This is a genomic window from Billgrantia pellis (assembly GCF_008297955.1).
GTDB classification, from domain to species: Bacteria; Pseudomonadota; Gammaproteobacteria; order Pseudomonadales; family Halomonadaceae; genus Halomonas; species Halomonas pellis.
Genome location: NZ_VTPY01000004.1, coordinates 207,134 through 230,287 on the forward strand (window position 1 = coordinate 207,134; position 23,154 = coordinate 230,287).

The 23,154-nt window shown below is 62.1% G+C and carries 25 protein-coding genes; 17 read left to right on the forward strand and 8 right to left on the reverse strand.

Annotated elements, in window-relative coordinates; genetic code table 11:
• Window positions 1-18 precede the first annotated feature (18 nt).
• Complete coding sequence (locus F0A17_RS11205) at window positions 19-861, forward strand: helix-turn-helix transcriptional regulator (RefSeq protein WP_187774683.1); 843 nt, start codon at window positions 19-21, stop codon at window positions 859-861.
• 44 nt (window positions 862-905) lie between these two features.
• On the opposite strand, the gene F0A17_RS11210 is transcribed toward F0A17_RS11205, so the two are convergent.
• Window positions 906-1,790, reverse strand: coding sequence for a helix-turn-helix transcriptional regulator (locus F0A17_RS11210; protein WP_149328429.1), 885 nt, complete (start codon window positions 1,788-1,790; stop codon window positions 906-908).
• Window positions 1,791-1,954: 164 nt separating this feature from the next.
• Between F0A17_RS11210 and F0A17_RS11215 the strand changes: the two genes are divergently transcribed.
• Complete coding sequence (locus F0A17_RS11215) at window positions 1,955-3,253, forward strand: NAD(P)/FAD-dependent oxidoreductase (RefSeq protein ID WP_149328430.1); 1,299 nt, start codon at window positions 1,955-1,957, stop codon at window positions 3,251-3,253.
• 82 nt (window positions 3,254-3,335) lie between these two features.
• On the forward strand, window positions 3,336-3,794 hold the full coding sequence (locus F0A17_RS11220) for a carboxymuconolactone decarboxylase family protein (RefSeq protein ID WP_149328431.1): 459 nt from the start codon (window positions 3,336-3,338) through the stop codon (window positions 3,792-3,794).
• Window positions 3,795-3,875: 81 nt separating this feature from the next.
• Here F0A17_RS11220 and F0A17_RS11225 read toward each other — a convergent pair whose 3' ends face one another.
• Complete coding sequence (locus F0A17_RS11225) at window positions 3,876-4,712, reverse strand: PhzF family phenazine biosynthesis protein (protein ID WP_149328432.1); 837 nt, start codon at window positions 4,710-4,712, stop codon at window positions 3,876-3,878.
• Window positions 4,713-4,977: 265 nt separating this feature from the next.
• On the opposite strand from F0A17_RS11225, the gene F0A17_RS11230 reads away from it, so the two are divergent.
• The 3 genes from F0A17_RS11230 to F0A17_RS11240 all read left to right on the forward strand — a co-directional run bounded on the left by F0A17_RS11230 (window position 4,978) and on the right by F0A17_RS11240 (window position 7,759).
• On the forward strand, window positions 4,978-5,385 hold the full coding sequence (locus tag F0A17_RS11230; protein WP_149328433.1) for a GFA family protein: 408 nt from the start codon (window positions 4,978-4,980) through the stop codon (window positions 5,383-5,385).
• A gap of 383 nt (window positions 5,386-5,768) precedes the next feature.
• Window positions 5,769-7,370 (forward strand): SLC13 family permease, encoded by a 1,602-nt coding sequence (locus F0A17_RS11235; RefSeq protein ID WP_228716888.1) that lies wholly within the window; start codon window positions 5,769-5,771, stop codon window positions 7,368-7,370.
• A 38-nt stretch (window positions 7,371-7,408) separates the two neighbouring features.
• A complete protein-coding gene (locus F0A17_RS11240) occupies window positions 7,409-7,759 on the forward strand; it encodes a VOC family protein (protein WP_149328434.1) in 351 nt (116 codons plus the stop codon).
• Window positions 7,760-7,838: 79 nt separating this feature from the next.
• Here F0A17_RS11240 and F0A17_RS11245 read toward each other — a convergent pair whose 3' ends face one another.
• A complete protein-coding gene (locus tag F0A17_RS11245) occupies window positions 7,839-8,051 on the reverse strand; it encodes an EF-hand domain-containing protein (protein WP_187774684.1) in 213 nt (70 codons plus the stop codon).
• Between the two features lie 243 nt (window positions 8,052-8,294).
• Here F0A17_RS11245 and F0A17_RS11250 point away from each other — a divergent pair, with 243 nt between their 5' ends.
• Window positions 8,295-9,212 (forward strand): LysR family transcriptional regulator, encoded by a 918-nt coding sequence (locus tag F0A17_RS11250; protein WP_149328435.1) that lies wholly within the window; start codon window positions 8,295-8,297, stop codon window positions 9,210-9,212.
• 35 nt (window positions 9,213-9,247) lie between these two features.
• Here the strand turns inward: F0A17_RS11250 and F0A17_RS11255 are convergent, their stop codons facing one another.
• Window positions 9,248-10,054 (reverse strand): helix-turn-helix transcriptional regulator, encoded by an 807-nt coding sequence (locus F0A17_RS11255; RefSeq protein ID WP_228716889.1) that lies wholly within the window; start codon window positions 10,052-10,054, stop codon window positions 9,248-9,250.
• Window positions 10,055-10,284: 230 nt separating this feature from the next.
• Here F0A17_RS11255 and F0A17_RS11260 point away from each other — a divergent pair, with 230 nt between their 5' ends.
• On the forward strand, window positions 10,285-11,661 hold the full coding sequence (locus F0A17_RS11260) for an APC family permease (RefSeq protein WP_149328436.1): 1,377 nt from the start codon (window positions 10,285-10,287) through the stop codon (window positions 11,659-11,661).
• 10 nt (window positions 11,662-11,671) lie between these two features.
• Window positions 11,672-12,556, forward strand: a complete 885-nt coding sequence (locus F0A17_RS11265) for a carbon-nitrogen hydrolase family protein (protein WP_149328437.1) — start codon at window positions 11,672-11,674, stop codon at window positions 12,554-12,556.
• 76 nt (window positions 12,557-12,632) lie between these two features.
• On the opposite strand, the gene F0A17_RS11270 is transcribed toward F0A17_RS11265, so the two are convergent.
• Window positions 12,633-13,226 (reverse strand): TetR/AcrR family transcriptional regulator, encoded by a 594-nt coding sequence (locus F0A17_RS11270; protein ID WP_228716890.1) that lies wholly within the window; start codon window positions 13,224-13,226, stop codon window positions 12,633-12,635.
• A 127-nt stretch (window positions 13,227-13,353) separates the two neighbouring features.
• Between F0A17_RS11270 and F0A17_RS11275 the strand changes: the two genes are divergently transcribed.
• Both F0A17_RS11275 and F0A17_RS11280 read left to right on the forward strand, forming a co-directional pair.
• A complete protein-coding gene (locus tag F0A17_RS11275; RefSeq protein ID WP_149328438.1) occupies window positions 13,354-13,755 on the forward strand; it encodes a RidA family protein in 402 nt (133 codons plus the stop codon).
• A 191-nt stretch (window positions 13,756-13,946) separates the two neighbouring features.
• Entirely contained in the window at window positions 13,947-14,216 is a 270-nt protein-coding gene (locus F0A17_RS11280) for a hypothetical protein (RefSeq protein ID WP_149328439.1), read from the forward strand.
• Window positions 14,217-14,398: 182 nt separating this feature from the next.
• Here the strand turns inward: F0A17_RS11280 and F0A17_RS11285 are convergent, their stop codons facing one another.
• Complete coding sequence (locus F0A17_RS11285; RefSeq protein ID WP_149328440.1) at window positions 14,399-15,766, reverse strand: aminotransferase-like domain-containing protein; 1,368 nt, start codon at window positions 15,764-15,766, stop codon at window positions 14,399-14,401.
• A 158-nt stretch (window positions 15,767-15,924) separates the two neighbouring features.
• Between F0A17_RS11285 and F0A17_RS11290 the strand changes: the two genes are divergently transcribed.
• From F0A17_RS11290 to F0A17_RS11315, 6 genes are all read left to right on the forward strand, one after another.
• Window positions 15,925-16,158 carry a hypothetical protein gene (locus F0A17_RS11290; RefSeq protein WP_149328441.1) on the forward strand — a complete coding sequence of 78 codons (234 nt, stop codon included), beginning with the start codon at window positions 15,925-15,927 and terminating at the stop codon, window positions 16,156-16,158.
• Between the two features lie 2 nt (window positions 16,159-16,160).
• Complete coding sequence (locus tag F0A17_RS11295; RefSeq protein WP_149328442.1) at window positions 16,161-17,513, forward strand: tripartite tricarboxylate transporter permease; 1,353 nt, start codon at window positions 16,161-16,163, stop codon at window positions 17,511-17,513.
• A 55-nt stretch (window positions 17,514-17,568) separates the two neighbouring features.
• The gene (locus tag F0A17_RS11300) at window positions 17,569-18,828 is read left to right on the forward strand and encodes a hydroxymethylglutaryl-CoA reductase, degradative (RefSeq protein WP_149328443.1); all 1,260 of its coding nucleotides are present in this window, start codon (window positions 17,569-17,571) and stop codon (window positions 18,826-18,828) included.
• Between the two features lie 201 nt (window positions 18,829-19,029).
• Window positions 19,030-19,932 (forward strand): DMT family transporter, encoded by a 903-nt coding sequence (locus F0A17_RS11305; protein WP_223111531.1) that lies wholly within the window; start codon window positions 19,030-19,032, stop codon window positions 19,930-19,932.
• Between the two features lie 261 nt (window positions 19,933-20,193).
• Window positions 20,194-20,808, forward strand: a complete 615-nt coding sequence (locus F0A17_RS11310; RefSeq protein ID WP_149328444.1) for a cell wall hydrolase — start codon at window positions 20,194-20,196, stop codon at window positions 20,806-20,808.
• Window positions 20,809-21,121: 313 nt separating this feature from the next.
• Complete coding sequence (locus F0A17_RS11315) at window positions 21,122-21,319, forward strand: hypothetical protein (protein WP_149328445.1); 198 nt, start codon at window positions 21,122-21,124, stop codon at window positions 21,317-21,319.
• A gap of 71 nt (window positions 21,320-21,390) precedes the next feature.
• Here F0A17_RS11315 and F0A17_RS11320 read toward each other — a convergent pair whose 3' ends face one another.
• Window positions 21,391-22,053 (reverse strand): glutathione S-transferase family protein, encoded by a 663-nt coding sequence (locus F0A17_RS11320; RefSeq protein WP_149328446.1) that lies wholly within the window; start codon window positions 22,051-22,053, stop codon window positions 21,391-21,393.
• Window positions 22,047-22,973, reverse strand: coding sequence for a LysR family transcriptional regulator (locus tag F0A17_RS11325; RefSeq protein WP_149328447.1), 927 nt, complete (start codon window positions 22,971-22,973; stop codon window positions 22,047-22,049). The genes F0A17_RS11320 and F0A17_RS11325 overlap by 7 nt, the downstream gene beginning before the upstream one ends.
• Window positions 22,974-23,154: the final 181 nt, after the last annotated feature.

Sequence of the window (23,154 nt, forward strand, 5' to 3'; positions counted from 1 at the left end):
CCCCCCATGGAGCGAAACTTGAAAACAGACGACTTACACAAACTCGCTCAGTTCCTAAAGGATCGGCGCGCAAAGGTTCGCCCTGAGGACGTAGGGCTTGCCAGGGGGAACCGCAGGCGCACGCCCGGCTTGAGGCGCGAAGAAGTTGCCCAGCTCGCCGACATTTCCGTTGAATGGTACAAGTGGCTTGAGCAGGCCCGAGATGTGAGGGCATCTGCGAAGACCCTGGAGAGAATCGGGAACGCGTTACGCCTCGAACCTATTGAGACACGCTACTTGCTGCGGCTCTCCGGTCATATGACGGACGAAAGTGTCCCACTTGCTGAGAGCGAGGGTGTGAGCAAACGGCTCCAGCGCGTACTGGACGAACTGTCGCCCTGCCCAGCCTATATCCACGGCAGGCGGTGGGATGTGTTAGCGTGGAACGATGCCGCCGAACTGGTCCTCGGCGACCTTCAGGCCCTTAAAGGCATTGAGCGAAACTGTTTACATATGGGGCTGCTGGGGCCTCTAAGAAATAGAATTCCTGACTGGGAGGAACACGCTACAGGGCTTATCGCAGCGTTCCGTGCTAATTATGCACGCTATCGAGGCGAGTCATTGTTCGAAGAACTCATTTTGACCCTTTCGCAACAAAGTACTGAATTCGCGCGCTGGTGGGCTGAGCCTACAGTTCGCGGTTGGCGAGATGGAATCAAGCATTTTCGTCACCCCCACCTTGGGGAGCTCGCTTTCGAGCATTCAGGCTTTGACCTCGCCGACGAGCGGTTGAGCAGCCTGCGCCTAGTCACCATGCTTCCCGCCGAAGGAACCGATACACGTGCAAGACTCATATCGGCCCTCGGTGATTACCAGATTTGACTCCATCCGCTGCTTGCTCAAGGAACCGTTAGCCGAAGCGAGTCTCAAATTGAAGCTCCATACCGCCGCTGCACATGGTCGAGGTAGCTGCCCGGCGTGAAGCCGGTCACAGCTTTGAAATCATGAATGAAATGCGACTGGTCAAAGTAGCCGGCAGCGAAGGCGGTATCGGTCAACGACGTGGCCGCCCCGCTCTGCTTGATCAGCTCGCGGCTGTGGGCCACGCGCAGCAGCCGGGCGTAACGTTTGGGCGAGAGTCCCACGTGGTGCTGGAACAACCGCTCCAGGCGGCGTTGACCGAACGGCATCTCGTCGACCAGCGCGGCGATGCTGCCCTGGCCATGTTGCCGTCGGAGCCAGTCAAGCGATGACACGAGAGATTGTGGCGCCCGTTCCACGTGGCGCAGCCTGGCCAGCAGGTAAGCTTCCAGCAGGGCCAGGCGTCCGGCCAAGTCAGGTGCCTGCCACAGCCGCTCGTGCAGCGCTTCGAGTTTGAGCCGGCGCAGGGCATCGCCTGGCGTCAGTTTTCCACCGGTCAGGGCCGACAGAGCCTCGCCGACGAACCCAAACGCCATACCCGGAAGGAAGCGCACGCCTAACAGATCGAGCGTATCCCCCACTGCCAGCCGCGCCGTGCGCCGCTTGGGGCCGTCGATCCAGCAATCGCCATGTACTCGTTCGCCATTGCGTTCGAGCGCACCGCCGAAGTTGAACAGCAGCCCGGTGGCGCCATCCGGATGCAGCAACTCCATGCCCGCCGGCTCGCCTCCACCCCGCCACCTCGCCTGCCAGTAGCACTGCACGTAGGGACGCAGCGCCGCACCGGGCGCGTAGCGCTCGAGCGTCAGGCCTGTGGTTACCGCCTGCGCAGGCCGGAAATTTCCAATGCCGATATTATCAGTCAGGTCAGGCTGGGAAACTCCACTCATTTTCGAAGCCTCTTCAGCAAAGGGTAGAACCACCCGAGACGGCCATTCACAGCATGCCTGAGCGCGGGTGTAGATAAGTAAAAAGTACAACCATTCCCATCGTCCAGTTGAAGAGTAGGGGGACCATTTCTCAATTGACTAATTTTCATCTAGCGGAGTTATACATGGACAGAAAGCGGATCATGGTCGTCGGCGGCGGTGCCGGCGGGCTGGGGCTGGTTACTCGCCTCGGGCGGCGCTTGGGGCGGCGCGGCAAGGCCGAGATCACCCTGATAGATCGCAATACGACCCACATCTGGAAGCCGCTGCTGCATGAGGTCGCCACCGGAGCGCTCGACTCCAGCATCGACGAGATCTCTTACCAGAGCCATGCCCAGCTCAATGGGTACCGCTTCCAGCGCGGTACGCTCGAGGGCCTCGACCGCGATACCCGTCAGTTGCGCCTGGCGCCGGTGCTCGATGACCACGGCCAGGAAGTGCTACCGGCGCGCACCCTGGATTACGACCTCCTGGTGCTAGCATTGGGCAGCGTGAGCAACGACTTCGGCACGCCCGGCGTCTCCGAGCACTGCCATTTTCTCGACAGCCCGGCCCAGGCGGAAGCGTTCCGCCACGACATGCTCAATACCTTCCTGCGCTACAGCGACCCCGAGCGACGTCAGCACCCTCGGCTCACCGTGGGTATCGTCGGCGCCGGTGCTACCGGCGTGGAGCTTTCAGCGGAACTCTACGATGCCTCGCGCATGCTGCACAGCTACGGCTTCACCGAGATGGACAGCCGCCACTTGGAAGTCCACCTGATAGAAGCGGCACCGGACGTTCTGCCGGCCCTGCCCGAGCGTATTCGCGGCGCCGTGCGTACCGAACTGGAACGCTTGGGCGTGCAAGTACACACCGGCACCCGAGTGGTATGCCTGGAGCAGAATGCCATCGTAACCGCCGACGAAGCACGTATCGAGACGGACCTCAACGTGTGGGCGGCAGGCATCAAGGCGCCCGACATGCTGCGCGAACTGGGGCTGACACTGGAGCGCAACCAGCGCATCAAGGTCGAGCCGACACTACAGAGCGTCGACGACCCTAACATCTTCGTCTTTGGCGACTGTGCCAGTTGCCCGCAGCCGGACGGCTCCGTGGTGCCGCCGCGGGCCCAGGCCGCCCACCAGCAGGCCCAGCGGCTCTACAAGAACCTGTTGGCCCGGCTCGATAACGGCACGCTCAAACCGTTCCGCTACCGCGACCGCGGCTCGCTCATCTCGTTGGCCCACTTCGAGGCGATCGGCAGCCTAATGCGCGGCGCCTCGGCGCGCAGCCTGTTCATCGAGGGCCGGCTGGCCAAGCTCTTCTATGTCTCGCTCTACCGCATGCACCAACGCGCCATCCACGGCACGGCCAAGACGGCGCTCATCCTGTTCTCGGACGGGCTCAACCGCTTCATTCGCCCGCGCATGAAGCTGCACTGAGCCGACGGGTCGAAAATCTACAATTCTGCCCATGATTCATCGGGCTAGGGTGGGGCTTCCATTCACTTACGGAGCCCCACCCATGCGCATGAACTATTACTCCGCCAGCCCCGCCGGCCTCAAGGCCATGCTCGACCTGCAGAATCACGTACACAAGACGGCGCAAGAGGGTGAGCTGAGCGACGGCCTGCTGGGATTGATCTATACCCGCGTCTCGCAGATCAACGGCTGTGCCTACTGCATCGACATGCATACCAAGGACGCACGCAAGGCCGGCGAGACGGAACAGCGACTGTACGCCCTGAGCGCCTGGCGCGAAACGCCCTTCTACACTCCCCGCGAGCGTGCCGCCCTGGCCTGGGCCGAGGCCAACACGCTCCTCGCCGGTAACGGCATCGACGACGCCCTGTTCGAGGCGACCCGCGAGCACTTCTCCGAGAGAGGGCTGACCGACCTCACCCTGGCGATCTGTACCATCAACGCCTGGAACCGTTTGTCGATCAGCTTTGCCGCTGACGCCGGAAGTTACCAACCCGCTTGAGAATAGCGCGCCGTTCGCCTCTGGCGCGAGCGGCGCACCTCGGCGGTTGTCATCCTTTGGCACGCCAAAATGTCGCGCTTTCTATCGGTCAAGCTCCACCGCCTGCCCGGTGACGACGATGCCGCCCGAGAGCGGAATATCCACCTGCAGGCGACTGGGCCGCCCCATCGCCTCGCCCTGCCGAATCGTCAGCCGGGCGGGCGCCTGGAGCAGGCCCGCATCGCGCAGGTAACCGCCCAGGGCCGCGGCCGCCGCGCCGGTGGCCGGGTCCTCCACCACGCCTCCCACCGGAAAGGGATCGCGGGCGTGAAAGTGCGCCTCGCTCTCGCGCCACACCAACTGCAGGGTGGTCAGCCCTTCACGCTGCATCAGCGTCTTGAGCCCCTCGAAGTCGTAGTCGAGCCGGTCGAGCCGCGCCTTCTCCTTGCACGCCAGTACCAGGTGCCATGCCCCGGCATAAGCCCGTGCCGGCGGCAGCGATAGATCGAGCTCGTGGGCCTGCCAGCCGAGCAGCTTGCGGGCCTGTGCCACTAACTCCGGCTCGGCGGGCCGGAACTCGGGCGTCACCGAGACCAGCGAGGCCTGCCATTCCCCTTCTACTTGATTGACCGTGACCATCACCTCGCCCACCGCGGTATCGAGCATGTAGCTGCCGGCCCCGCCCAATTGACCCAATCGCACGCCGCTTGCCACCGTGGCATGGCCGCAGAAGCTCACCTCCGCCTCGGGGCTGTAGTAACGCACCGTGCGCCGTTCACCCTCCCCCGCGATGAAGGCGGTTTCGGAATAACCTACCTCGGCGGCGATGCGCTGCATCTCCGCCGGCTCGGGCAGCGCCTCGCCCAGCCACACTCCGGCGGGGTTGCCGCCGCGCGAGTCGTCGGTGAAGGCAGCAAGGCGATAGAGGGTTCCGCTCATGGAAATCTCCCAAGGTAAGAGGCGATACTTTCATTGTGGGCCGAACCGGGATGAACACAATGGCAGCTACTGGTCGTCACACTCAAGCAGACGTTGGCCATTGCGAAGAGCAGGAGGCCGTTCAAGGGCAACCTTCGGGAGCCGTCCGGCACGCTCTTCGCTCGCCAAGGCGTGTTAATGTTTTCTTGAACGTACCTAACCGGAAACGAACCGGTGTTTTCGGTCCGGTCACTGTCGGCTTCATTATTCTATCGGAGCATGGATCATGACATATCCAATCAACGGCTCTTGCCAATGTGGCGGAGTCACCTACCAACTACTGGAACCTCCCTTGAAGGTATTCGCCTGCCATTGCAAGGAGTGCCAGAAGCTGTCGACGAGCGCCTTCAGCATCACGGCGGTGGTAAATGCCGATGCGGTGAAGTTTCAAGGGGAAATGGCGGATTGGCAAAGGGCGGCGGACAGCGGGAACATCAATGCCGCGAAGTTCTGCCCCACCTGTGGCAACCGGATTTATCATTACAACCCAAGCGATCCAAAGAAGATCAAGCTCAAACCCTCCAACCTGTCGGACACGAGCCTTATCAATCCCACCGCTCATGTCTGGGTAAGCGAAAAGCAGGCTTGGTACACGATTCCCGAGGGCGTCGAGGTATATGCCAAGCAGTCATGAATAGACCGACAGCTAGCCAGGCCATTGCTTAAGGCAACCAGACGTTCTGCCACTTCGCCACGCCATTTTTGGCTGGCGTCAGCCTAAACCGCGCCAGCCCTTTCGCAGCAAAAAAGACACCCTCCCTCCAGTGGGTTGGCCGTCATCATCGCCTCATCCGACCACGCATCGGTGAGTTGGGCACCACGTGCCTCCTCGGTAAAGGCGGAAAGCAACAAAGCATCCGACGCAGAAGTGTCTCCCCGGGTGGATGCGGTCGCTTCCCGCTTGGACCGAACCGAGGCGAATACGATGAGCGCCCCGATGCCTTGACCATGCCGTGTCTCATGCTCTTGGGCTACGCTCCACAAAGGAAGCAGCATTAGCCAACAGGGAGTCTTGATATGGTCGAGCAGCATCGTCCATCCGGTGAGAGTGCGGACCCGACCGGGGGGCAAGGGAAGGAAGGGCGATCCGCCAAGATGACGTGGGGCCTGCGCGCCTTCGGGTTAGGCATGGCGCTGCTGGTCTGGCTCGCCATGGGCCAGGCCGAAGGGTTATCGTCAGACGCGCGCTGGGTTGCAACGATCGCCACCTTGATGGCGGTCTGGTGGATGACCGAGGCGATCCCGCTCTCGGCCACGGCGCTGCTACCGATCGTGCTGATTCCGATGCTGACGGAGCGGACCGTCGGCCAGGCCACGGCGCCCTACGCCAGTCCCATCGTGTTTCTTTTCCTCGGCGGTTTTCTCATCGCCATCGCAATGGAAAAGTGGAACCTCCACCGGCGCATCGCGCTCCTGACGCTTGCTCGTGTGGGGATCGAGCCGAAGCGGATCGTGCTCGGCATGATGCTCGCCACGGGCTTTCTGTCGATGTGGGTTTCCAACACTGCAACGACCCTGATGATGCTACCGATCGGGCTGTCCGTGCTCCGCCTGGTGGCGGAGCGTAGCGGCGAGAGCGCAACAACGGTCGCATCCGGCCACGACCATCACCGGGCAGGGCACGTCGATTTTATCTTCGACGAGAATATCCAGCGCTTTGGCGTCTGCCTGCTTCTCGCTATTGCATGGTCGGCAAGCATGGGCGGTCTCGGCACGTTGCTTGGCAGCCCGCCTAACGCCATCGTCGCCGGCTACGCTGCCGATGAGCTGGGCCGCACCATCGGCTTCCTCGAATGGATGCTGCTTGGCGTGCCATTGGCCTTCACCTTCATCCTGGTGGGCTGGGTACTGATGACCCGTGTACTCTACCGCTTCAATGTCGTGGAGATACCCGGCGGCAAGGAAATGATCGATGGCGAAATCCGCAAGCTCGGTCTGCTCAGCCAGGGTGAGAAAATGGTGATGATCGTCTTCGGCTCGGCAGCGTTCCTGTGGGTCGTGCCCGGTGTCCTCGCCAGTCTCCCGGGGGTGGGCGAGCGGCTGGGGCCGCTCGGTGAGCTCGATGATACCGCCATTGCTATCGCCGCCGGCATTGCACTGTTCATCCTGCCCGCCAGGGGGCGCAGCGAGATGGTGCTGAATTGGCAGGATGCCGAGGACGGACTTCCCTGGGGCGTGCTGCTACTGTTCGGCGGCGGCCTGAGCCTCGCCGGCGCGGTCGCCGGAACTGGCCTGGACAGTTGGTTTGGCGAACAGATTAGCGGTCTGGAAGTGCTCCCGATGCTGCTGTTGGTCGCCGCCGTGGCAACGATCGTACTCTTCCTGACCGAAGTGACCAGCAACACGGCGACGGCCGCGACCTTCATCCCCGTGCTCGGGGGTGTCGCGGTCGGTATCGGCGCCGACGCGATGACGCTGCTCATCCCGGCGGCCTTAGCCGCGACCTGCGCTTTCATGCTACCGGTCGGCACGCCACCTAACGCCATCGTTTTCGGCACCGGCGCGGTTACCATCGCCCAGATGGCGCGCGGCGGGGTCGTTCTTAACCTGATCGGGATCGTGTTGATCACCGCCTTCTGTTACCTGCTCGGCGGCTTCGCGCTTGGGCTAGAATTTTGATTGATGACACGATGAGCAACACGATCTCAAGGTGACGCATGAACGTCAAACGCATCATGGCCAACACGGCGACATCGGATCTCGACGAGGCGGCAGCCTTCTATGGAGGCATCCTGGGTCTCGACCTGCTCATGGATCACGGCTGGTTCCGAACCTACGGCTCGGACGAGAAAATGACGGTTCAGGTGAGCTTCGGCAGCGAAGGCGGCTCGGGTACTCCCGTGCCCGACCTCTCCATCGAGGTCGACGATATCGAAGCGGCGCTGGCCCGCTGCGAGAAGGCGGGCGTGCCCATCGAATACGGCCCTGCCAGCGAGCCCTGGGGCGTGCGGCGATTCTATGTCCGCGACCCGTTCGGCAAGCTCGTCAACATCCTGCAGCATGAGTGAAGGGACGCGCCCTCGGAAATGCACAACGAATCAAGGGAGGCCTTAAGCCTCCCTTCTTCACGAGCGAACCCAAATGCGCTCAATGCGGGCGGTAGTCGAACTCCTGACGGGAGATCATGCCATCGTGGTTGCGATCCATGAACAGGAAGATTTCCGGCAGAGTGCCCGCTTCGGCTTCTTTCCGTGAAATGCGGCCATCGCCGTCCCGATCCAGCTGTTCGAAGCTGTTCTGGCCGGTCACGCTGGAGGTCGCGGCAACGGGCACCAGCTCTTCCGCTCCTCGTTCGGCCACGGCAACTCCTGAAGCGAGGGCAAGAGTCAGGAACAGTGCGGATTTTTGCATTTTCATCGTTTCACTCTCTCAATTCGTTGCGGAATGAGGTCCGGCACACTCCGATGCTGATATCTCTAGCGCCGACCCGATGAGAGGTATTCTATAGGGCACCAATTCGCTGACTAGAGCGTGCATTTCGAACTTTGCGTTTCCCATGGGAAACGATTAAGGTGCGGCGGTTTCCTGCCCGGTAGCGATGCGATGAACGATCTCAACGACCTCTACTACTTCCATGCCGTAGTGACCTATCAGGGCTTCTCGGCGGCCGCGCGCCACATCGGCGTGCCCAAGGGAACGCTCAGCAAGCGCGTCGCGCGGCTGGAGGAGCGGCTCCAGGTTCGCCTGCTGGAGCGCTCGACCCGCAAGATCCGCACCACCGACGTGGGCCAGTCGTTCTACGAGCACTGCCAGACCGTGCTCGCCGGCGCCGAAGCGGCCGAAACGGTGGCGGCGCAGGCCTACGCGGAGCCCAATGGCATCGTACGGCTCAGTTGCCCGCAGGGCCTGATCCAGAACCTCATCGAAGAAGTGCTGCCGGCCTTCATGAAGACCTACCCCAAGGTTCGCGTGCACATGCAGGTCTTCGATCGTCGTGCCGACCTGATCGAGGATCGACTCGACATCGCCATACGCGTTCGCAGCCGGCCGGACATGGCGGATGCCTCGCTGATCATGCGACCGCTCGGGCAGAACCATCTGGTAATGGCGGTAAGCCCGGCCCTGCATGCCGCTTGCAAGCAAGGGCTCACCATCGATGAGCTGGCGGAGGTGCCGACCCTTTCGATGGGGGGAGATACGGATGAGGTTCGCTGGGAACTGACAGGGCCGAACGACGAGACGCGCGTGATCACCCTGCGCCCTCGGTTGATGTGCAGCAATTTCGACATGCTGCTTGCGGCAGCGTGCCAGGGGCTCGGCGTGGCGCTGCTGCCTATTCACATCTGTCGGGTGAGTTTTGCCAAGGGGGAACTGGTCCATGTATTGCCGGACTGGCGCTCACCCTTCGGTACGATCCAGGCGGTCTTCGCCTCTCGCAAGGGGCTCGTTCCCTCCGTGCGAGCGCTAATCGATTTTCTCGCCCAGGCGATACCCTGCAAGCTTTCGGTGGAGGCCGGGTAGCTCTCGATGGAGGCCCGGTCATAGCGCCCGACGTTTCAGCCCTTCTCGGTCAAGCGTGCGAAGAGAGGCATCAGCAGCGCGAAAAGCTCCGCCTGGGAGGAAATATTGCATTTGGCGTAGAGCTGGCGACGAAAGACTTTTACCGTTTGGGCGCTCACGTCCAAGTGCAGTCCGATGGAAAGTGAGGAGTGGCCGCGCAAAATGAACAGGGCCACCTCGGCCTGGCGTGGGCTCAATCGGATGTCATGTTCTCTCTCCAGCGCCTCGCGCAGGCGCTGGCCGAGCGGCGCCGGCGCTGCCTCGGCTTCTCCCTCGGGACGGTAGCCGCGCCAATGCGCCTCCATCAGGGCGCTCAGGGTCAGTTCGTTTTGCCGCAGTGCCTGAATCTCACGCTTGCCGAAGGGCTTGCCGCTGGAGCGGTCCCTGCCGAAGCAGGCCGTTAGCGTAACGTTCTCGGTAATATTGGCGAACACTGCCACCTCATCGAGTAGCGTGGTCTGCTTGTAGTAATTGTTGTAGTAATGCGTGCGCCGGAAGTGGTCCGGCGCTACGTCCATCAGCCGACGTATGCCCCGCACATCGCCCTTGAGGTGCTCGCGATAGAAGGGATCCAACAGATAAGCCCCACCAAGGTACTGGCTGTCCATAGGCAGATAGACCACCGGATCGGTGTATTCGCGGTAGAGCACTGCCGGCCGACGCTCTCCGTGGTAGGCAATGACGATCAGATTGTCGAAGGCCGCCAGGCCTTTCACCAGAGCAGAAAATCGCCGAGGCCATTCGGGCATTCCCAACGCCTTGATGGTATCGGCCAGCGCCTCGTCAAGTTCGCCGTGTTTCACCTATTCCTCTTCGCCAGACCATACCACGCTGGAGTTATGTACGTTCCCGAGACAGGCCAATACCGTGATAAACCGAGCGGTTATCGAAAATCGCAGTCTAGCCGGGCCTCTGGAACTCCGGCAACTGCACGGCCGAACCGTTCGAAAGTGGGGATCAGGCCCCCTCCCCATCGCGTCGTACCGGCTTGGCGACTTCCGGTGTCGGCGTCAACGTGTCCTGGAGACGGATCATGACGGAAAACAATATAAAACTGGAAAGAACCCTATCCCTGAAGGCCGTGGTGCTGTTCGGCCTGGCATACATGACGCCGCTGATCGTGCTAGGCACCTTCGGCGTGATCGCCAGCGCCAGTAACGGCGCCGTGCCAACCGCCTATCTCATCACCACGGTTGCCATGCTGTTCACTGCCTACAGCTACGGCATCATGGCTCGCACCTATCCGGTGTCGGGTTCCGCCTATACCTATGCGCGCAAGGCCATCGACCCTCGAGTCGGCTTCATGGTGGGCTGGAGCGTACTTCTCGATTATTTCTTCCTGCCCATGGTGATCTGGCTGATCGGCGCAGCCTACCTGAATGCGCGCTTCCCGGAAGTTCCGGGCTGGATCTTCCTGCTGGGTTTCATCGGCATCACTACCCTGCTCAACGTTTACGGCCTCAAGCTGGCATCCAAGGTGAACTCGCTGCTGATGACCTTCCAGATTCTGGTCATCGCTTTCTTCGTACTGCTGTCGGTTCGTCACGTGTTCTCTACCGGTGGCACCGAAGCACTGTTCAGCCTGGGGCCATTCGTGGGTGAAGATGCCAGCTTCACTGCCATCGCCGCGGGCGCAGCGGTAGCAGCCTACGCCTTCCTCGGCTTCGATGCCGTCACCACCCTGACGGAAGAGACCATCGAGCCCAAGCGCAACATTCCCCGGGCGATCATGCTCACCGCCCTGATTGGCGGCGGCATCTATGTGCTGGTCGGCTATACCACCCAGTTGGCGCATCCGGGCAGCGACTTCATCAATGCCGATTCTGCCGCCTTCGAGATCGCCAGGATGATCGGCGCGGACCTGTTCGGGGCCATTTTCCTGGCCGGCATGGTGCTGGCGCAGTTCACTTCCGGCTTGGCTGCCCAGGCCAGCGCGTCGCGCCTGTTGTATGCCATGGGCCGCGATGCCGTACTGCCGCGCAAACTGTTCGGCGCCCTGCATTCTCGCTTCCACACCCCCGTGTTCAGTATTGCGCTGACCGGAGCCATCGGCATCGTTGCCCTCTTCCTTGATGTTTTGTCGGCCGCCTCGTTCATCAACTTCGGCGCCTTCATTGCCTTCACCATGGTCAATCTATCGGTGATCTTCCTGGTCACACGGGATGAGGAGGCCAAGCGCCGCTATGGCGTGCTCAGGGGCATAGTGGCGCCGCTGATCGGTGCCTTGGTCAATCTCTGGCTGATGAGCAAACTGGATGTCAATGCGGTGATCCTGGGTCTGGCCTGGCTCTCGATCGGCCTGGCACAGCTGATCTACTTGACGCGTTTCTTCCGTCGCGAACCTCCCGAAGTGGACTTCGACGAATCGGAGCCCGAGCCGGCACCGGCCTCGCTGAAAGCCAATCTGTAACGGAGCCCACATGCCCAGATACCTGCCCCTCCTGGTCGTCCAGGAACCTTCCCAACAGCCCGGCACGGACGCCGAGCTGCGGGGTCTCGAGGCCGAGCTGGCCGTCTATCTCAGCGACTTCGGTGCCGGCTTCGAACAACCGCGGATGGTGGTCTACCCCGAGTTCCACCTGTGTGGCGCCAGCGGGACTCCCGAACAGCGCAGGGCCCAGTTGGAAGCTGCCGCCGAACCCATCGACGGGCCCCGCCACACTCACCTCGCGCGCATCGCGCGCAACCTGGGAATCTGGCTACTGCCAGGCACGGTCTGCGAACGAGGCGAGGATGGCCACCTCTACAACACCGCACCTGTATACTCCCCCGCGGGAGAGCGAGTGGCCGCCTACCGCAAGTGCTTTCCCTGGCGGCCCTATGAGCCCTTCCAGCCGGGAAACCGCTTCGAAGTGTTTGACGTGCCGGGCATCGGCCGAATCGGCTTGGCGATCTGTTACGACATCTGGTTCCCCGAAGTGGCACGCCAACTGGCCTGGCTGGGAGCCGAGGTCATCATCAACCAGGCCGCGACCTCGACCTGCGACCGCGCCCAGGAGCAGGTGCTGGTCAAGGCCAATGCCATCTTCAATCAAGTCTTCATGGTAAGTGCCAACGCAGCCACGCCCACCGGAGAGGGTCAGAGCCTGATAGTCGACCCCGAGGGAAATGTCCGCACGCACATGCCCGGGGCAACCTCCGGCATCCTCACCGACGTGCTGAATGTGGATGAAGTCACGCGCGTTCGCACCTTCGGCACCGCGGGCATGAACCGGATGTGGTCCCAGTCCCGGGATGACGACCCGGTGCTGGAGCTGCCGATGTACGAGGGGCGAATCGACCCGCATCGATGGGGCAGGAGGTAGCAACAGCCCACACCGACAGCAGCGTTGGTTCAACCGACTTGCACTCCGATGCGCTCTGGCAGTCGCTTTTCTCCGCTCAGCGCTCGGTTTGCAGCAGGCCAGCCGCGAGCTGCCGGAACGCCTCCACGGCTTTCGGCAGCACGACGCGAGGTTCGTCGGCCGCGGCAATCCACAGTGCGGCGTTGAGCGCCGCGCCATTGATCAGGCGGGCAGCGGCTTCGGCGTCTACCGGCTTGACCGTACCCTCGTCGATGAGCGCCTGAATGGTCTGGGTCGTGCGCAGCAGGCAGGCATTCTGGTTGGGCCATTGCGATGGGTCGCCGAGCACGGCCGGCCCATCCAGCAGCATGATGCGCTGGACTTCCGGCTCCAGCGCCATTTCGATATAGGTCACGCCCTCCGTCAGCAGCCCCTCCCACGGACTTGGCGCCCGCTCCTGGGCCGCGATGAGCCGTGTCACCATCTCCGCATCGATCTGATCGACCACGGCCTGCAGCAGCCCCTTCTTGCCCCCGAAATTGTGATACAGCGCCCCTCGCGTCAACCCCGCATCGGCGGTGATGTCGTCCATCGACGCTGCCGCATAGCCCTTGGTCGCGAAGGCCTCCCGTGCGGCTCGAATGAGCTTGGCCCGGGTCTCCTCCATCATCTGCGCACGTTTCGTCGCCACACCCTCTCCTGACATCGCTTGCAAAAGTTGTTCACATACGAGCCGTATGCGTATTGACATACGTCGCGTATGTGCCAGCATAATCACATACGGTCCGTATATCAATTTTCCCCACCGGAGCAGCACGATGGCTAAACGCGATGCAGTCTTTCCTGCCGGACGGCAGGCACTCTACGAGATCAACCGCTATTCGGCGGCCATTCGTTCGGGCGACTTCCTGTTCGTCTCGGGCCAGGTCGGCAGCCGTGAGGACGGCTCCCCCGAGCCGGATTTCGAAAACCAGGTGCAGCTTGCCTTCGACAACCTCTCGGCCGTTCTCGAGGCCGCCGGTTGCACCTTCGACGACATCGTCGACGTGACCACCTTCCACACCGATCCCGCCGCCCAGTGGGAAGCGATCGACAGGGTTCGCACGAAGGCGATCGGCGAACCGCCCTACCCCAACTGGACCGCCGTCGGTGTCAACTGGCTGGCGGGCTTCGACTTCGAAATCAAGGTGATCGCACGGATTACCGCGCCGGCGGCGTAACGCCCCTCCTCCCACCTAGAACGCACCGCTGCCGGAACGGCAGCGGTGTGCTGTCATCAATTGCAGGCCTCGGCACGCTAACCAATACTGCAGCGAGCGGCATCACTCACGGCGGGCAGTGCCTGATGGATCAGGGTAACCTCCGCTCCCAAATGGAACTGGGAGCGATCGGAAACCCTATGGAGGTTCCCATGGATGAAGATCTCGAACGGATGACCCGAGAGGAACTGATCGAAGAAGCCAAGCGCCTACGCCAGGGAATTCGCGAACACCGGGACTGCAGCGGGCACGACTTGTGCTGGCACCACCCGGCCCTGTGGGCATTACTGCCCGACAAGACCGACCCGGTCTCCGTGGTACCCAAGTGGCCGGAGTTCATGAAAGGCTGCATCACGTACCGCCAATCGTTGAATGAGCAGTTACCCAACGCACCGCGCTCAGATGGGCCGTTTGAGGAGTGACCTTCGACACATGCTGTGAGCGATTTACCACCGTGCGTAAGCCATCCTCAATTGCGGTCAAGGGTTATTACGTCGTGATGACATGCTCCCCGAAACAATGGACGGTAGAGAACCAAGTGAGCGAAAGAACGCAGGTGAGACACACGCAGGCCGATTCCTAGCGAATCGATGCAGAATGGAATCTAATCCAGTGCCTTCCTCAAGAACTCCAGGAACCGAAAGTCGTTGGCATAGGCGACGTTGATGCGCATGGCGGTGCCGTCGATGCCATCCGGACGCAGCGAAAAGATGGCACCGGGTGCGATGAAGATGCCTTCCTCCGTGGCGCGCTTGGCCAGCGCCAGGGTGTTGATGCCGGTGGGTAGCCTGGCCCATAGATAGTAGCCCCCGCCGGGACCGCTGATGTCGTCGATGCCTACGTCACGCAGGGCCCGTCGGGCGCTGGCCCCGGTCTTGGCGACCCGTTCGCGAAGCTGTACCAAATGGCGACGGTAGCGCCCCTTCACGATCAGCTCATGGATCACCGATTCAATAAAGGTGGAGGAGTTGACCACGGTGAGCATCTTGATGTCGGTGAGTGAGCGAATCAGCGCGCGACTGCCGGCGATATAGCCCGAACGCAGCCCAGTGGAGAGCGTCTTGGAGAAGGTGCCTACGTAGATGACGTTCTCCAGCCCATCGAGCGCGGCCAAGTGCGCGCTCCCCTGCGGCAGCAGGTCGGCGAATACGTCGTCTTCCACCAGCACCACGCCGTACTGCTCGGCGATCTTCAGCAACTGATGCATATTGCTCAGCGACATGCTGGTACCGGTGGGGTTGTGGGCGTTGGGTTGCAGGAAGAACAGCCGCGGCCGGTACTGCCGTACCTTGCGCTCGAACTCTTCGAGGTCCGGCCCTTCCGGCGTGCGCGAGACCCCCACCAGCTTGGCCCGTGCCAGGCGCAGCTTGCCGAACAGCGGATAGTAGCCCGGCGTTTCCACCAGCACGCTGTCGCCGACATCGACGAAGTGCCGGATGATTAAATCAAAGGCATGGTTAGCACCGAAGGTGAGCAGTACCTGCTCCTGGGCGGTATGGATGGAGCGGCCGGCCAACACCCGGACAATGACATCACGCAGCGGCTCGAAGCCCTGCGGCATGCCGTACTCGAAGTGCGCCTCCTCCAGTTGCGGGCCCCGCCTCTTTAGTGCTCGAGTGAGATCGAGTCCGCCCATCCACGATGCCGGGGCACGGCCGTCGCCGGCACGCACCGCAAAGCTACCGACCAATTGCTCGCGCAGCAGCGAGACGCTATCGATGGCCTCGCTCAAGCTCTCCCGCTCCTTCACCGTGGCCTGGGGGCGTGCCTGGGAGACGTAGAAGCCCGAGCCGTGGCGGGCCTGCAGGCGACCAATGGCGACGAGCTGGTCGTAGGCATCGATGATGGTGTTCTTGGCTACGCCGAACTGGCGAGCCGCCTCGCGAATGGAGGCGACCTTGGCCCCCGGTGCCAACCGGCCCTCGTCCATGGCCTTGAGCAAGGCTTCCGCGACCTGGCCGGATTTGGTCATGCCTACCTCGTGCAGCGAACCTGTACCCTTCATTTCGAAGGTACAGTACTTGGAACAATTTCCACAACTGTACCTTATTCTACCCCTTCGTATTGCCGAAGCTGGCACAGCCGGCAACGGCTTATAACACCTATAACGATTGTTCTCTGGAGTTTCGCATGCCAGCCAAAGACAGGGCTTTCCTGAATGTCTGGGACGATACGGTTTCGGGCAGGGACCTGCTCATCTCGCTTGCCATCGCCACGCTGCTGAGCTTGGGTGGCTTCCTGCTCGCACCTTGGCCGGCCCCCGGCCCGCTGGTGCTGGGCATTTCCGGCGCCATTGTCGGCTTCCTCATCAGCGCGCTGCTGTTTCGTCCCAAGCGCCGCCTCGACATCGAAGGGGAGGCGTGAGCATGGACCCGATGATGCTGTTGCAGATGCTGGTTGCCGCGCTCATCGCGGTGGTGGTCTATACCGCCATCGGCGTGGCCCCAGGCACCGATGAAACCGCGGTGCTGGCGCCCGTTACGCTGGCGCTGGTGGTGGCGGGGATTCCCCTACCCGTGGTGTTGTCCTTTTTCATGGCAGCCATCGTGGCCAAGAAGCTGACCGATTCCATTCCGGTGTCGGTGGCGGGCATTCCCGGCGGTGTGATGTCGGCGCCCATGGTGGAGCACGCCTTGACGCTGAAGCGCGAAGGCCAGGCCACCCTGGCGATTCGCAAGATGGCCTCCGGCTCGGTGATCGGCACCCTGGTCGCGGTGCCGATCAGCCTGTTTCTTGCCTTCCTGCTCACTCCGCTGGCGGATGTACTGGGCCAGTATGCCAGCCAGATTTTCTTCCTGGGCGCGGTATTCCTGGCGCTGATGAGCCGCGAGAAGGTCATCAGCCTGGTCAGCATCGTGGTGCTGGCGGCGCTGATTCAAGCCCTGCGCCACTTCTACTGGGGTATGGGCGTGATTCCCGAGGGGCGGGTGGTGTTCATCTCGTTCTTCCTCGGCATCACCATCGGCCCGATGATGTTCAACCTGGCGCAGCTGCTGGTGAACCGCGAGCGTCGGGCCATGACGGTGGCCGAACCCAAAACCATCCAGATCTACAAGACCGAGGACGAGCACAAGCTACCCAATCCCTTCCGCATTCTCACGCGGCAGGAAACGGCCTCGGCCGCCGCCAGTTCGGTGCTGGGCTCGGTCACCTTCTTCATGAGCCCGGTGGGTATTACCATCTTTCTCGGTGAAGTGATGTCGAGCTGGGTGAAGGGCACCGTCGAGAAGGCCAGCCGGGCGCTCTCCTCCATGGATGCCGTAACCAACGCTGCCTATATCGCCGGCATTCTGATTCCCCTGGCGGCACTGGGCATTCCCATGAGCCCCATGGCCATCGGCCCGGGCAACGCCTTCTTCAATGCCCCGCCGGTGCTGACCCTGGAGCAGAACGCGCACCACCTGATGAGCTTCTCCGAAATTGCCATTGCCAGCATCGTCGGCGCCGCCGTTGCGCTGCTGATCACTTACCCCGTTGCAGTGCGCTACGCGCGCCAGATCTGCGTCTTCGTGTTCCGTCACATTCCCCACGAGGCCTTCCTCGCCATGTTCTTCGCCCTGGTGATGCTGCTGGCGTACATGGATGCCGGGGTGATGGGCATTCTCGGCGTGATGGTGCTGGCCCTGGTGGCGGGCCTGCTGAACCGCTGGGGGGTGAACTATGGCGTGCAGTTCATGACGCTCTATGCCGCGCCGTGGCTGATGGGACTGCTGGCCTAAGGCTCAGGCTCGCATTTTCGAATCGTCTTTTTCATCGCTTTTGACAGGTAACGACATGGCTCACAGCACTTCCCGCATCGCCGGCTTCTACCAGCTCTCGCCCCGGGAGCGGCTCGCCAAAGTGGCCGAGATCGCCGGGCTCGACGAGGCGAGCGTGGCGCACTTTACCGATATGGGCAACCTCGCCCCGGAGACCGCCGACTCGATGATCGAGAATGTGATCGGCACGCTGAACATCCCGCTGGGTGTCGCCACCAATCTGATCATCGACGGCGAGGAGCAACTGGTGCCGATGGCCACCGAGGAATCCTCGGTGGTGGCGGCGGTATGCAATGCGGCGCGTCAATGCCGGGAATCCGGTGGCTTTACCACCGATGCCTCCGCCCCGGTGATGATCGCTCAGGTACAGCTCGTCGAGGTGCCCAACCCGGAATTCGCCCGCTTCAAGCTGCTGGAGGCGCGCGAGCGGATCCGCCAGATCTGCGATGCCACCGACCCCGTGCTGCTCAAGCACGGCGGCGGCTTTCGCGATCTCGAAGTACGCGTGCTGGACGACATGCTGATTGTGCATCTGCTAGTGGATGTGCGCGACGCCATGGGCGCCAACGCGGTCAACTCCATGGCCGAAGCGGTGGCACCCTCGCTGGCGGAGTGGAGCGGCGGCAAGAGCCGGCTGCGTATACTTTCCAATCTGGCGGATCGTCGACTGGTACGGGCCCGGGCTACCTGGCGCCTTGACCAGATCGGCGGGAAGGAGGTACGCGACGGCATGCTCTCGGCCTACCGCTTCGCCGATCTCGACCCTTACCGGGCGGCCACGCACAACAAGGGCATCATGAACGGGGTAAGCGCCGTGGTGCTGGCAACGGGCAACGACACCCGGGCCGTAGAGGCCGGCGCCCACGCCTATGCCGCACGCACGGGGCGTTATCGCTCCCTTACCCATTGGGAGGTGGATGGCGAAGGCAACCTCACCGGCACGCTGGAGATGCCGATGCCGGTCGGCCTGATCGGCGGTGCCACCCGAGCTCACCCCACTGCGCGCTACTGCCTGGAGGTGCTCGGCGTGACCCAGGCCGAGCGTCTGGGGCGGATCATCGTGGCGGTGGGTCTGGCACAGAACTTTGCCGCCATGAAAGCGCTGGCCACCACCGGCATTCAGAAGGGCCACATGGCGCTGCACGCGAAGAATATCGCCCTCATGGCGGGAGCTCAGGGCGACGAAGTGGCCGCTATCGCCGATCTGCTGGTACGGAAAGGCACCGTACGGGTCGACATTGCCGAAAGCGAACTGGCCAAGCAGCGTCAGCGCTGAGCCACACGTCAGCGAATCGCCCCCTCTTCCCGAGATGCCTGGCCGAGACCTGCCTCGCCAGGCGTTCTGCCGTGTATAACGAATCCGACTTCATTCGCAAGAAACGGCGTTCTCCACGCCCTGCGCTGCTCTAGGTTGGAGGTTCATTCCAATCCAAGAGCTGTCGATGAATAAGATCCATCAAACCATGGGCCCGGTTGAGTGGCTGCTCCTGGTGACGCTGTCCCTGCTGGGGGCGGCTCCTTCTTCTTCGTGGGAGTGGCTGTCGAGGAGTTGGGACCGCTTACCATCGTGGCGTTGCGCGTGGGGCTGGCGGCGCTGGCGCTGAATGCGCTGATCGTCTTGCTGGGCAAACGCATGCCGCGCGATCCGGTAATGTGGAAAGCCTTCTTCGTCATGGGCCTGCTCAACAACATGATCCCATTCAGCCTTATCGCCTGGGGCCAAGGACATATCACCAGCGGCCTGGCGGCGATCCTCAATGCCAGCACGCCCCTCTTCACCGTCGTCGTGGCGCACTACCTGACTCGCGACGAGCCTCTGACCTCGGGCCGCATCGCCGGCGTCCTGATCGGCTTCGCCGGAGTCGCCTTCATGCTCGGCCCGGATATCCAGGCAGGGACGAGCAACCGCTCATGGGCCCAGGTTGCGGTGCTGGCCGGTGCCCTTTCTTATGCGTTCGCCGGTGTCTTCGGACGTCGCTTCCGCACGCTTGGTTGCCCGCCCATGATCACTGCTTGCGGACAGGTCACGGCATCGGCGACGGTGCTGATTCCCCTGGCGCTGATGATGGAGCGTTTCTGGGGGCCTCCCTGGCCGGGGCTCGAAACCTGGTCGGCGCTGCTCGGCCTGGCTCTGTTGTCCACCATGCTGGCGTATATCGTCTACTTTCGCCTGCTGGCTACAGCAGGGGCTACCAATCTGCTATTGGTGACCTTCTTGATACCGGTGAGCGCCATCCTGCTTGGCACGCTCTTCCTGGGGGAAAGGCTGGCACTTCGACACCTTGCCGGCATGGGGCTGATTGGGGTGGGTCTTGCGGCCATCGATGGGCGGCCACTGGAGAGAATTCGCCGACGAAAGAAAAGGAACGGCACCCTGTAAAGACACCGATCCCGAACAATAAGCGTTTGGCGGAACCGGACTGAAGCAGGATAAGCGATGACACTCTAAGCCAATGACCGGCGCAGCGTACCGAACGTGTGGCGCGTTTTACGATACGCATTGATAAGACTGACGAAACTGGCCTTCTTGTTGAGAGATATCATCTAGACATCGTGCACTCACGTTATATGTTGACGTTACGCAACGCATCAACGAGCAATGAAGTGGAACCCATGATAACGATACGAAAAGGTTCTCTCCATGCGCCATCCAAGGGTAGCTGGCTACCTCCTTTCCGCCCTGCTGATGGCGCCTCTCGCCTTCGCCGAACCGGAAACCGAGGAGGAAATCGTCGTCATCAAGGCCGAGGTCTTAGAGCAAGTCGTCGCCCCCGACAGGGAGGCGAACGGCACGGTCGAAAGAATCACCAGGCAAGAAGCCCAGGCAGTCGATCCCGCGGGCACCAACCCGCTGAACGATCCGCTGACTTGCTTGGCGCGCACTATCTATTGGGAAGCGAAAGGCACGCCCGGCCTCGACATGGAATCGGTGGCCAGCGTCGTCATGAACCGGTTGGCCCATGAGGATTTTCCCAACACCATCTGCGATGTGGTCAAACAGGGCTCCGAACAGAGCCCATGCCAGTTCTCCTGGTGGTGCGACGGTCGCCCCGACGAAGTCGTCGAAAGTAAAGCCTATGAGATCACCAAGGAAGTGGCGCGGCGAGCGCTCAATCGGCAATTGCCCGACAAGACCGATGGCGCGCTCTATTTTCATGACCGCAGCGTAATGCCCGACTGGGCGCATGAGTTTCATCTCACCACGGAAACGGATGCCTTCTTCTTCTACCGCCCCCAGGCCAGCATGAAGCAATAACAAGGATTGAACGTGCTCACCCGGAACTGAGAAAGCCAAGCCTGACGCCTGAAAATAAAGTCATTCGAACGAATGAGAAAGCACAATAATCACAAGAAACAAAAACTCGGGCTAAGTGTAAAATTTGCGCAGCAAATCCGATTGGCGGAAGTTGGATGTGTTCAGGAAAGCGGAAAACGGCACGGTTTCAGCCGATTCGGAGTTGACGCTGCTCAGCCAAGTGACCACGCTAGGAAACACAATAAGCCCAAACGGATCCGGGCATTCCTGTTCTGGCCAATGTCGCCAAGGATCTCACGCAGGAGAACGCGCCATGTTCGTATCATTGCTTCCCCGTACCGTCCCCATCCCCTCCACCCCGCACGAGGCGGACATCGAATCGTTGCTCGACAGCATGATGAGCGACGAGGGACTCACTCGTCAGGAGCAGGATCAGCTACTCGATCTGCTGATACTCGAGCGTGCCGAGATCAAGCGCCAGCTCAATCGCCTGCGCGATGAGCGCAGCTGACACCCGTACCGAGCCGAGCGGGCCGAAAGGTCTGTCGCGGCGCACGGCCAGCCAGTAGGCTCGGATTGCCGTCAGCGCGTGGCAGGTGCGGGGGTAGAGGATACCCCCTGCGCCAACGCTGCGGTGCGCTCCGCCTCGAGGGCACGCCGATACCCGTCGCGCGTCTTCAGACGCTGCCAGTAATCGGCTACCGCCGGTTTGAAGCGCTCGTCCAGCCCGAGATGCTCTGCCAGCAACAGCGCATAACCCACCGAGATATCGGCGGCGGTGAAGCGTCCACATAGATACGTCTGCTGGGTCAATAGCGGTTCGAGCGTGCGCAGCCGCGACAGGAACCAGCGGGTATAATCTTCCACCACCTGCGGCTGGCGCCGTGCCGGCGGTTCGAAGTGGGTGTAGCGCAGCACCAGGGTCTGAGGAAAGGTCAGGGTTGCCTCGCCGAAGTGCAGGAAGTTCAGGTAGGCGGCATAAGCCGGCTCGCCGGGCGCCACGCTTAGGCCCGCGTCGGGGTAACGCCACGCCAGGTACTCGCAGATGGCCGCCGACTCCGTCATGCGCGCCTCACCGTCGCTGAAGGCGGGTACCGTTCCCAGCGGATTGACGTCCAGGAAAGCCTCGTCGTGCACGCGCGGTGGGAAGGGGTGCATCGTCAGTGCGTAGGGAACATCCAGCTCCTCGAGCATCCACAGCGGACGAAAAGAGCGCGCGCCGATGCAGTGGTGCAGTTTCAGCATGCCGTTTCCTTGCGTGATTGTTGCGGTGATAAATCGCGGAACGCGGCCATCACATGGCCCGCCAAGGCCTCGCAGGCCTGGCCCATCCCTCCCCGTTTGACCAGCGCCAACTGGTATTCGCCGAGCGGCGGCAACAGGCTGGGATCGAGGCGCCGCAGAGGCGGGCGAACCAGGCTCACGGGGAACGGTGCGACCGCCAGATCGGCGAGCATGGCGGCCTCCTGGCCGGCGCAGTGTTCGCATGAATAGGCGATACGGTAGCTCACGCCGGCGCGACCCAACGCGTCAAGCGCCATGCCCCGCCAGGCACAGCCCTGATGCGCCAAGGCCACCGGTAATGGAGAGCGCTGGGCGGCGATGCCGCCTTCGCGTCCGACCCATACCAGCGGCTCGCTATGGATAATCTCGCCACGCGGCTCCTGCCCCGGATTGCCGGCCGTGAGCAACACCAGGTCGAGCTCACCGGAATCCAGGCGGCTCAACATCTGCCGGCTGCTGCCCACCACCACGTCGACCTGAACCGCCGGGTGTGAACGCGCGAACTGCGCCAGCACACTCGGCAGGATACGCGTGCCCACGTCGTCGGTCGTGCCGAAGGCGACTCGCCCCTCCAGCTTGGGCGCGAGGAACTGGGTCACCGCTTCCTCGTTGAGCTTGAGCAGTCGCCGCCCATACCCCAGCAGCACCTCGCCTTCCGGCGTCAGCCTCACCTGGCGCGCCTCGCGCACGAAGAGCGGATGGCCGAGGGTCTCCTCCAGCCGCTTGATCTGCATGCTCAGCGCCGACGGAGTGCGAAACACCTGACGTGCGGCGCGGGTAAAACTACCGCACTCGGCAATGGTCACGAAGGTGCGCAGCACGTCGCTGTCGAGCAGCGGCAGAGCGATGGTGTCATTCGGTAGGGGGAGGTGTTGTGTCATGACTTTATCGTTCAGATTTATTTAAAACCCAATGTAGTCCTTTTCGTTGGATTGATCAAAAGACTCGCTCCATTCTCTCCCAGAGACCGAGATCGAAGCTTCATTTCGTGAAGAGCCAAGTCTCGAAAGTCATTCAGACAGAACCATGGCGAAATCGGCGGCTGCGTCCGGCGTGCTTCGC

Bases quoted from the DNA above. Each gene is read 5' to 3' on its own strand.
- F0A17_RS11235 (WP_228716888.1), top strand. From the start codon at position 5,769: ATGGTCGAGCAGCATCGTCCATCCGGTGAGAGTGCGGACCCGACCGGG.
- F0A17_RS11300 (WP_149328443.1), top strand. From the start codon at position 17,569: ATGGCTCACAGCACTTCCCGCATCGCCGGCTTCTACCAGCTCTCGCCC.
- F0A17_RS11220 (WP_149328431.1), top strand. From the start codon at position 3,336: ATGCGCATGAACTATTACTCCGCCAGCCCCGCCGGCCTCAAGGCCATG.
- F0A17_RS11325 (WP_149328447.1), bottom strand. From the start codon at position 22,973: ATGACACAACACCTCCCCCTACCGAATGACACCATCGCTCTGCCGCTG.
- F0A17_RS11315 (WP_149328445.1), top strand. From the start codon at position 21,122: ATGTTCGTATCATTGCTTCCCCGTACCGTCCCCATCCCCTCCACCCCG.
- F0A17_RS11285 (WP_149328440.1), bottom strand. From the start codon at position 15,766: ATGACCAAATCCGGCCAGGTCGCGGAAGCCTTGCTCAAGGCCATGGAC.
- F0A17_RS11320 (WP_149328446.1), bottom strand. From the start codon at position 22,053: ATGCTGAAACTGCACCACTGCATCGGCGCGCGCTCTTTTCGTCCGCTG.
- F0A17_RS11275 (WP_149328438.1), top strand. From the start codon at position 13,354: ATGGCTAAACGCGATGCAGTCTTTCCTGCCGGACGGCAGGCACTCTAC.
- F0A17_RS11225 (WP_149328432.1), bottom strand. From the start codon at position 4,712: ATGAGCGGAACCCTCTATCGCCTTGCTGCCTTCACCGACGACTCGCGC.
- F0A17_RS11240 (WP_149328434.1), top strand. From the start codon at position 7,409: ATGAACGTCAAACGCATCATGGCCAACACGGCGACATCGGATCTCGAC.
- F0A17_RS11250 (WP_149328435.1), top strand. From the start codon at position 8,295: ATGAACGATCTCAACGACCTCTACTACTTCCATGCCGTAGTGACCTAT.
- F0A17_RS11290 (WP_149328441.1), top strand. From the start codon at position 15,925: ATGCCAGCCAAAGACAGGGCTTTCCTGAATGTCTGGGACGATACGGTT.
- F0A17_RS11280 (WP_149328439.1), top strand. From the start codon at position 13,947: ATGGATGAAGATCTCGAACGGATGACCCGAGAGGAACTGATCGAAGAA.
- F0A17_RS11260 (WP_149328436.1), top strand. From the start codon at position 10,285: ATGACGGAAAACAATATAAAACTGGAAAGAACCCTATCCCTGAAGGCC.
- F0A17_RS11210 (WP_149328429.1), bottom strand. From the start codon at position 1,790: ATGAGTGGAGTTTCCCAGCCTGACCTGACTGATAATATCGGCATTGGA.
- F0A17_RS11265 (WP_149328437.1), top strand. From the start codon at position 11,672: ATGCCCAGATACCTGCCCCTCCTGGTCGTCCAGGAACCTTCCCAACAG.
- F0A17_RS11310 (WP_149328444.1), top strand. From the start codon at position 20,194: ATGCGCCATCCAAGGGTAGCTGGCTACCTCCTTTCCGCCCTGCTGATG.
- F0A17_RS11215 (WP_149328430.1), top strand. From the start codon at position 1,955: ATGGACAGAAAGCGGATCATGGTCGTCGGCGGCGGTGCCGGCGGGCTG.
- F0A17_RS11295 (WP_149328442.1), top strand. From the start codon at position 16,161: ATGGACCCGATGATGCTGTTGCAGATGCTGGTTGCCGCGCTCATCGCG.
- F0A17_RS11230 (WP_149328433.1), top strand. From the start codon at position 4,978: ATGACATATCCAATCAACGGCTCTTGCCAATGTGGCGGAGTCACCTAC.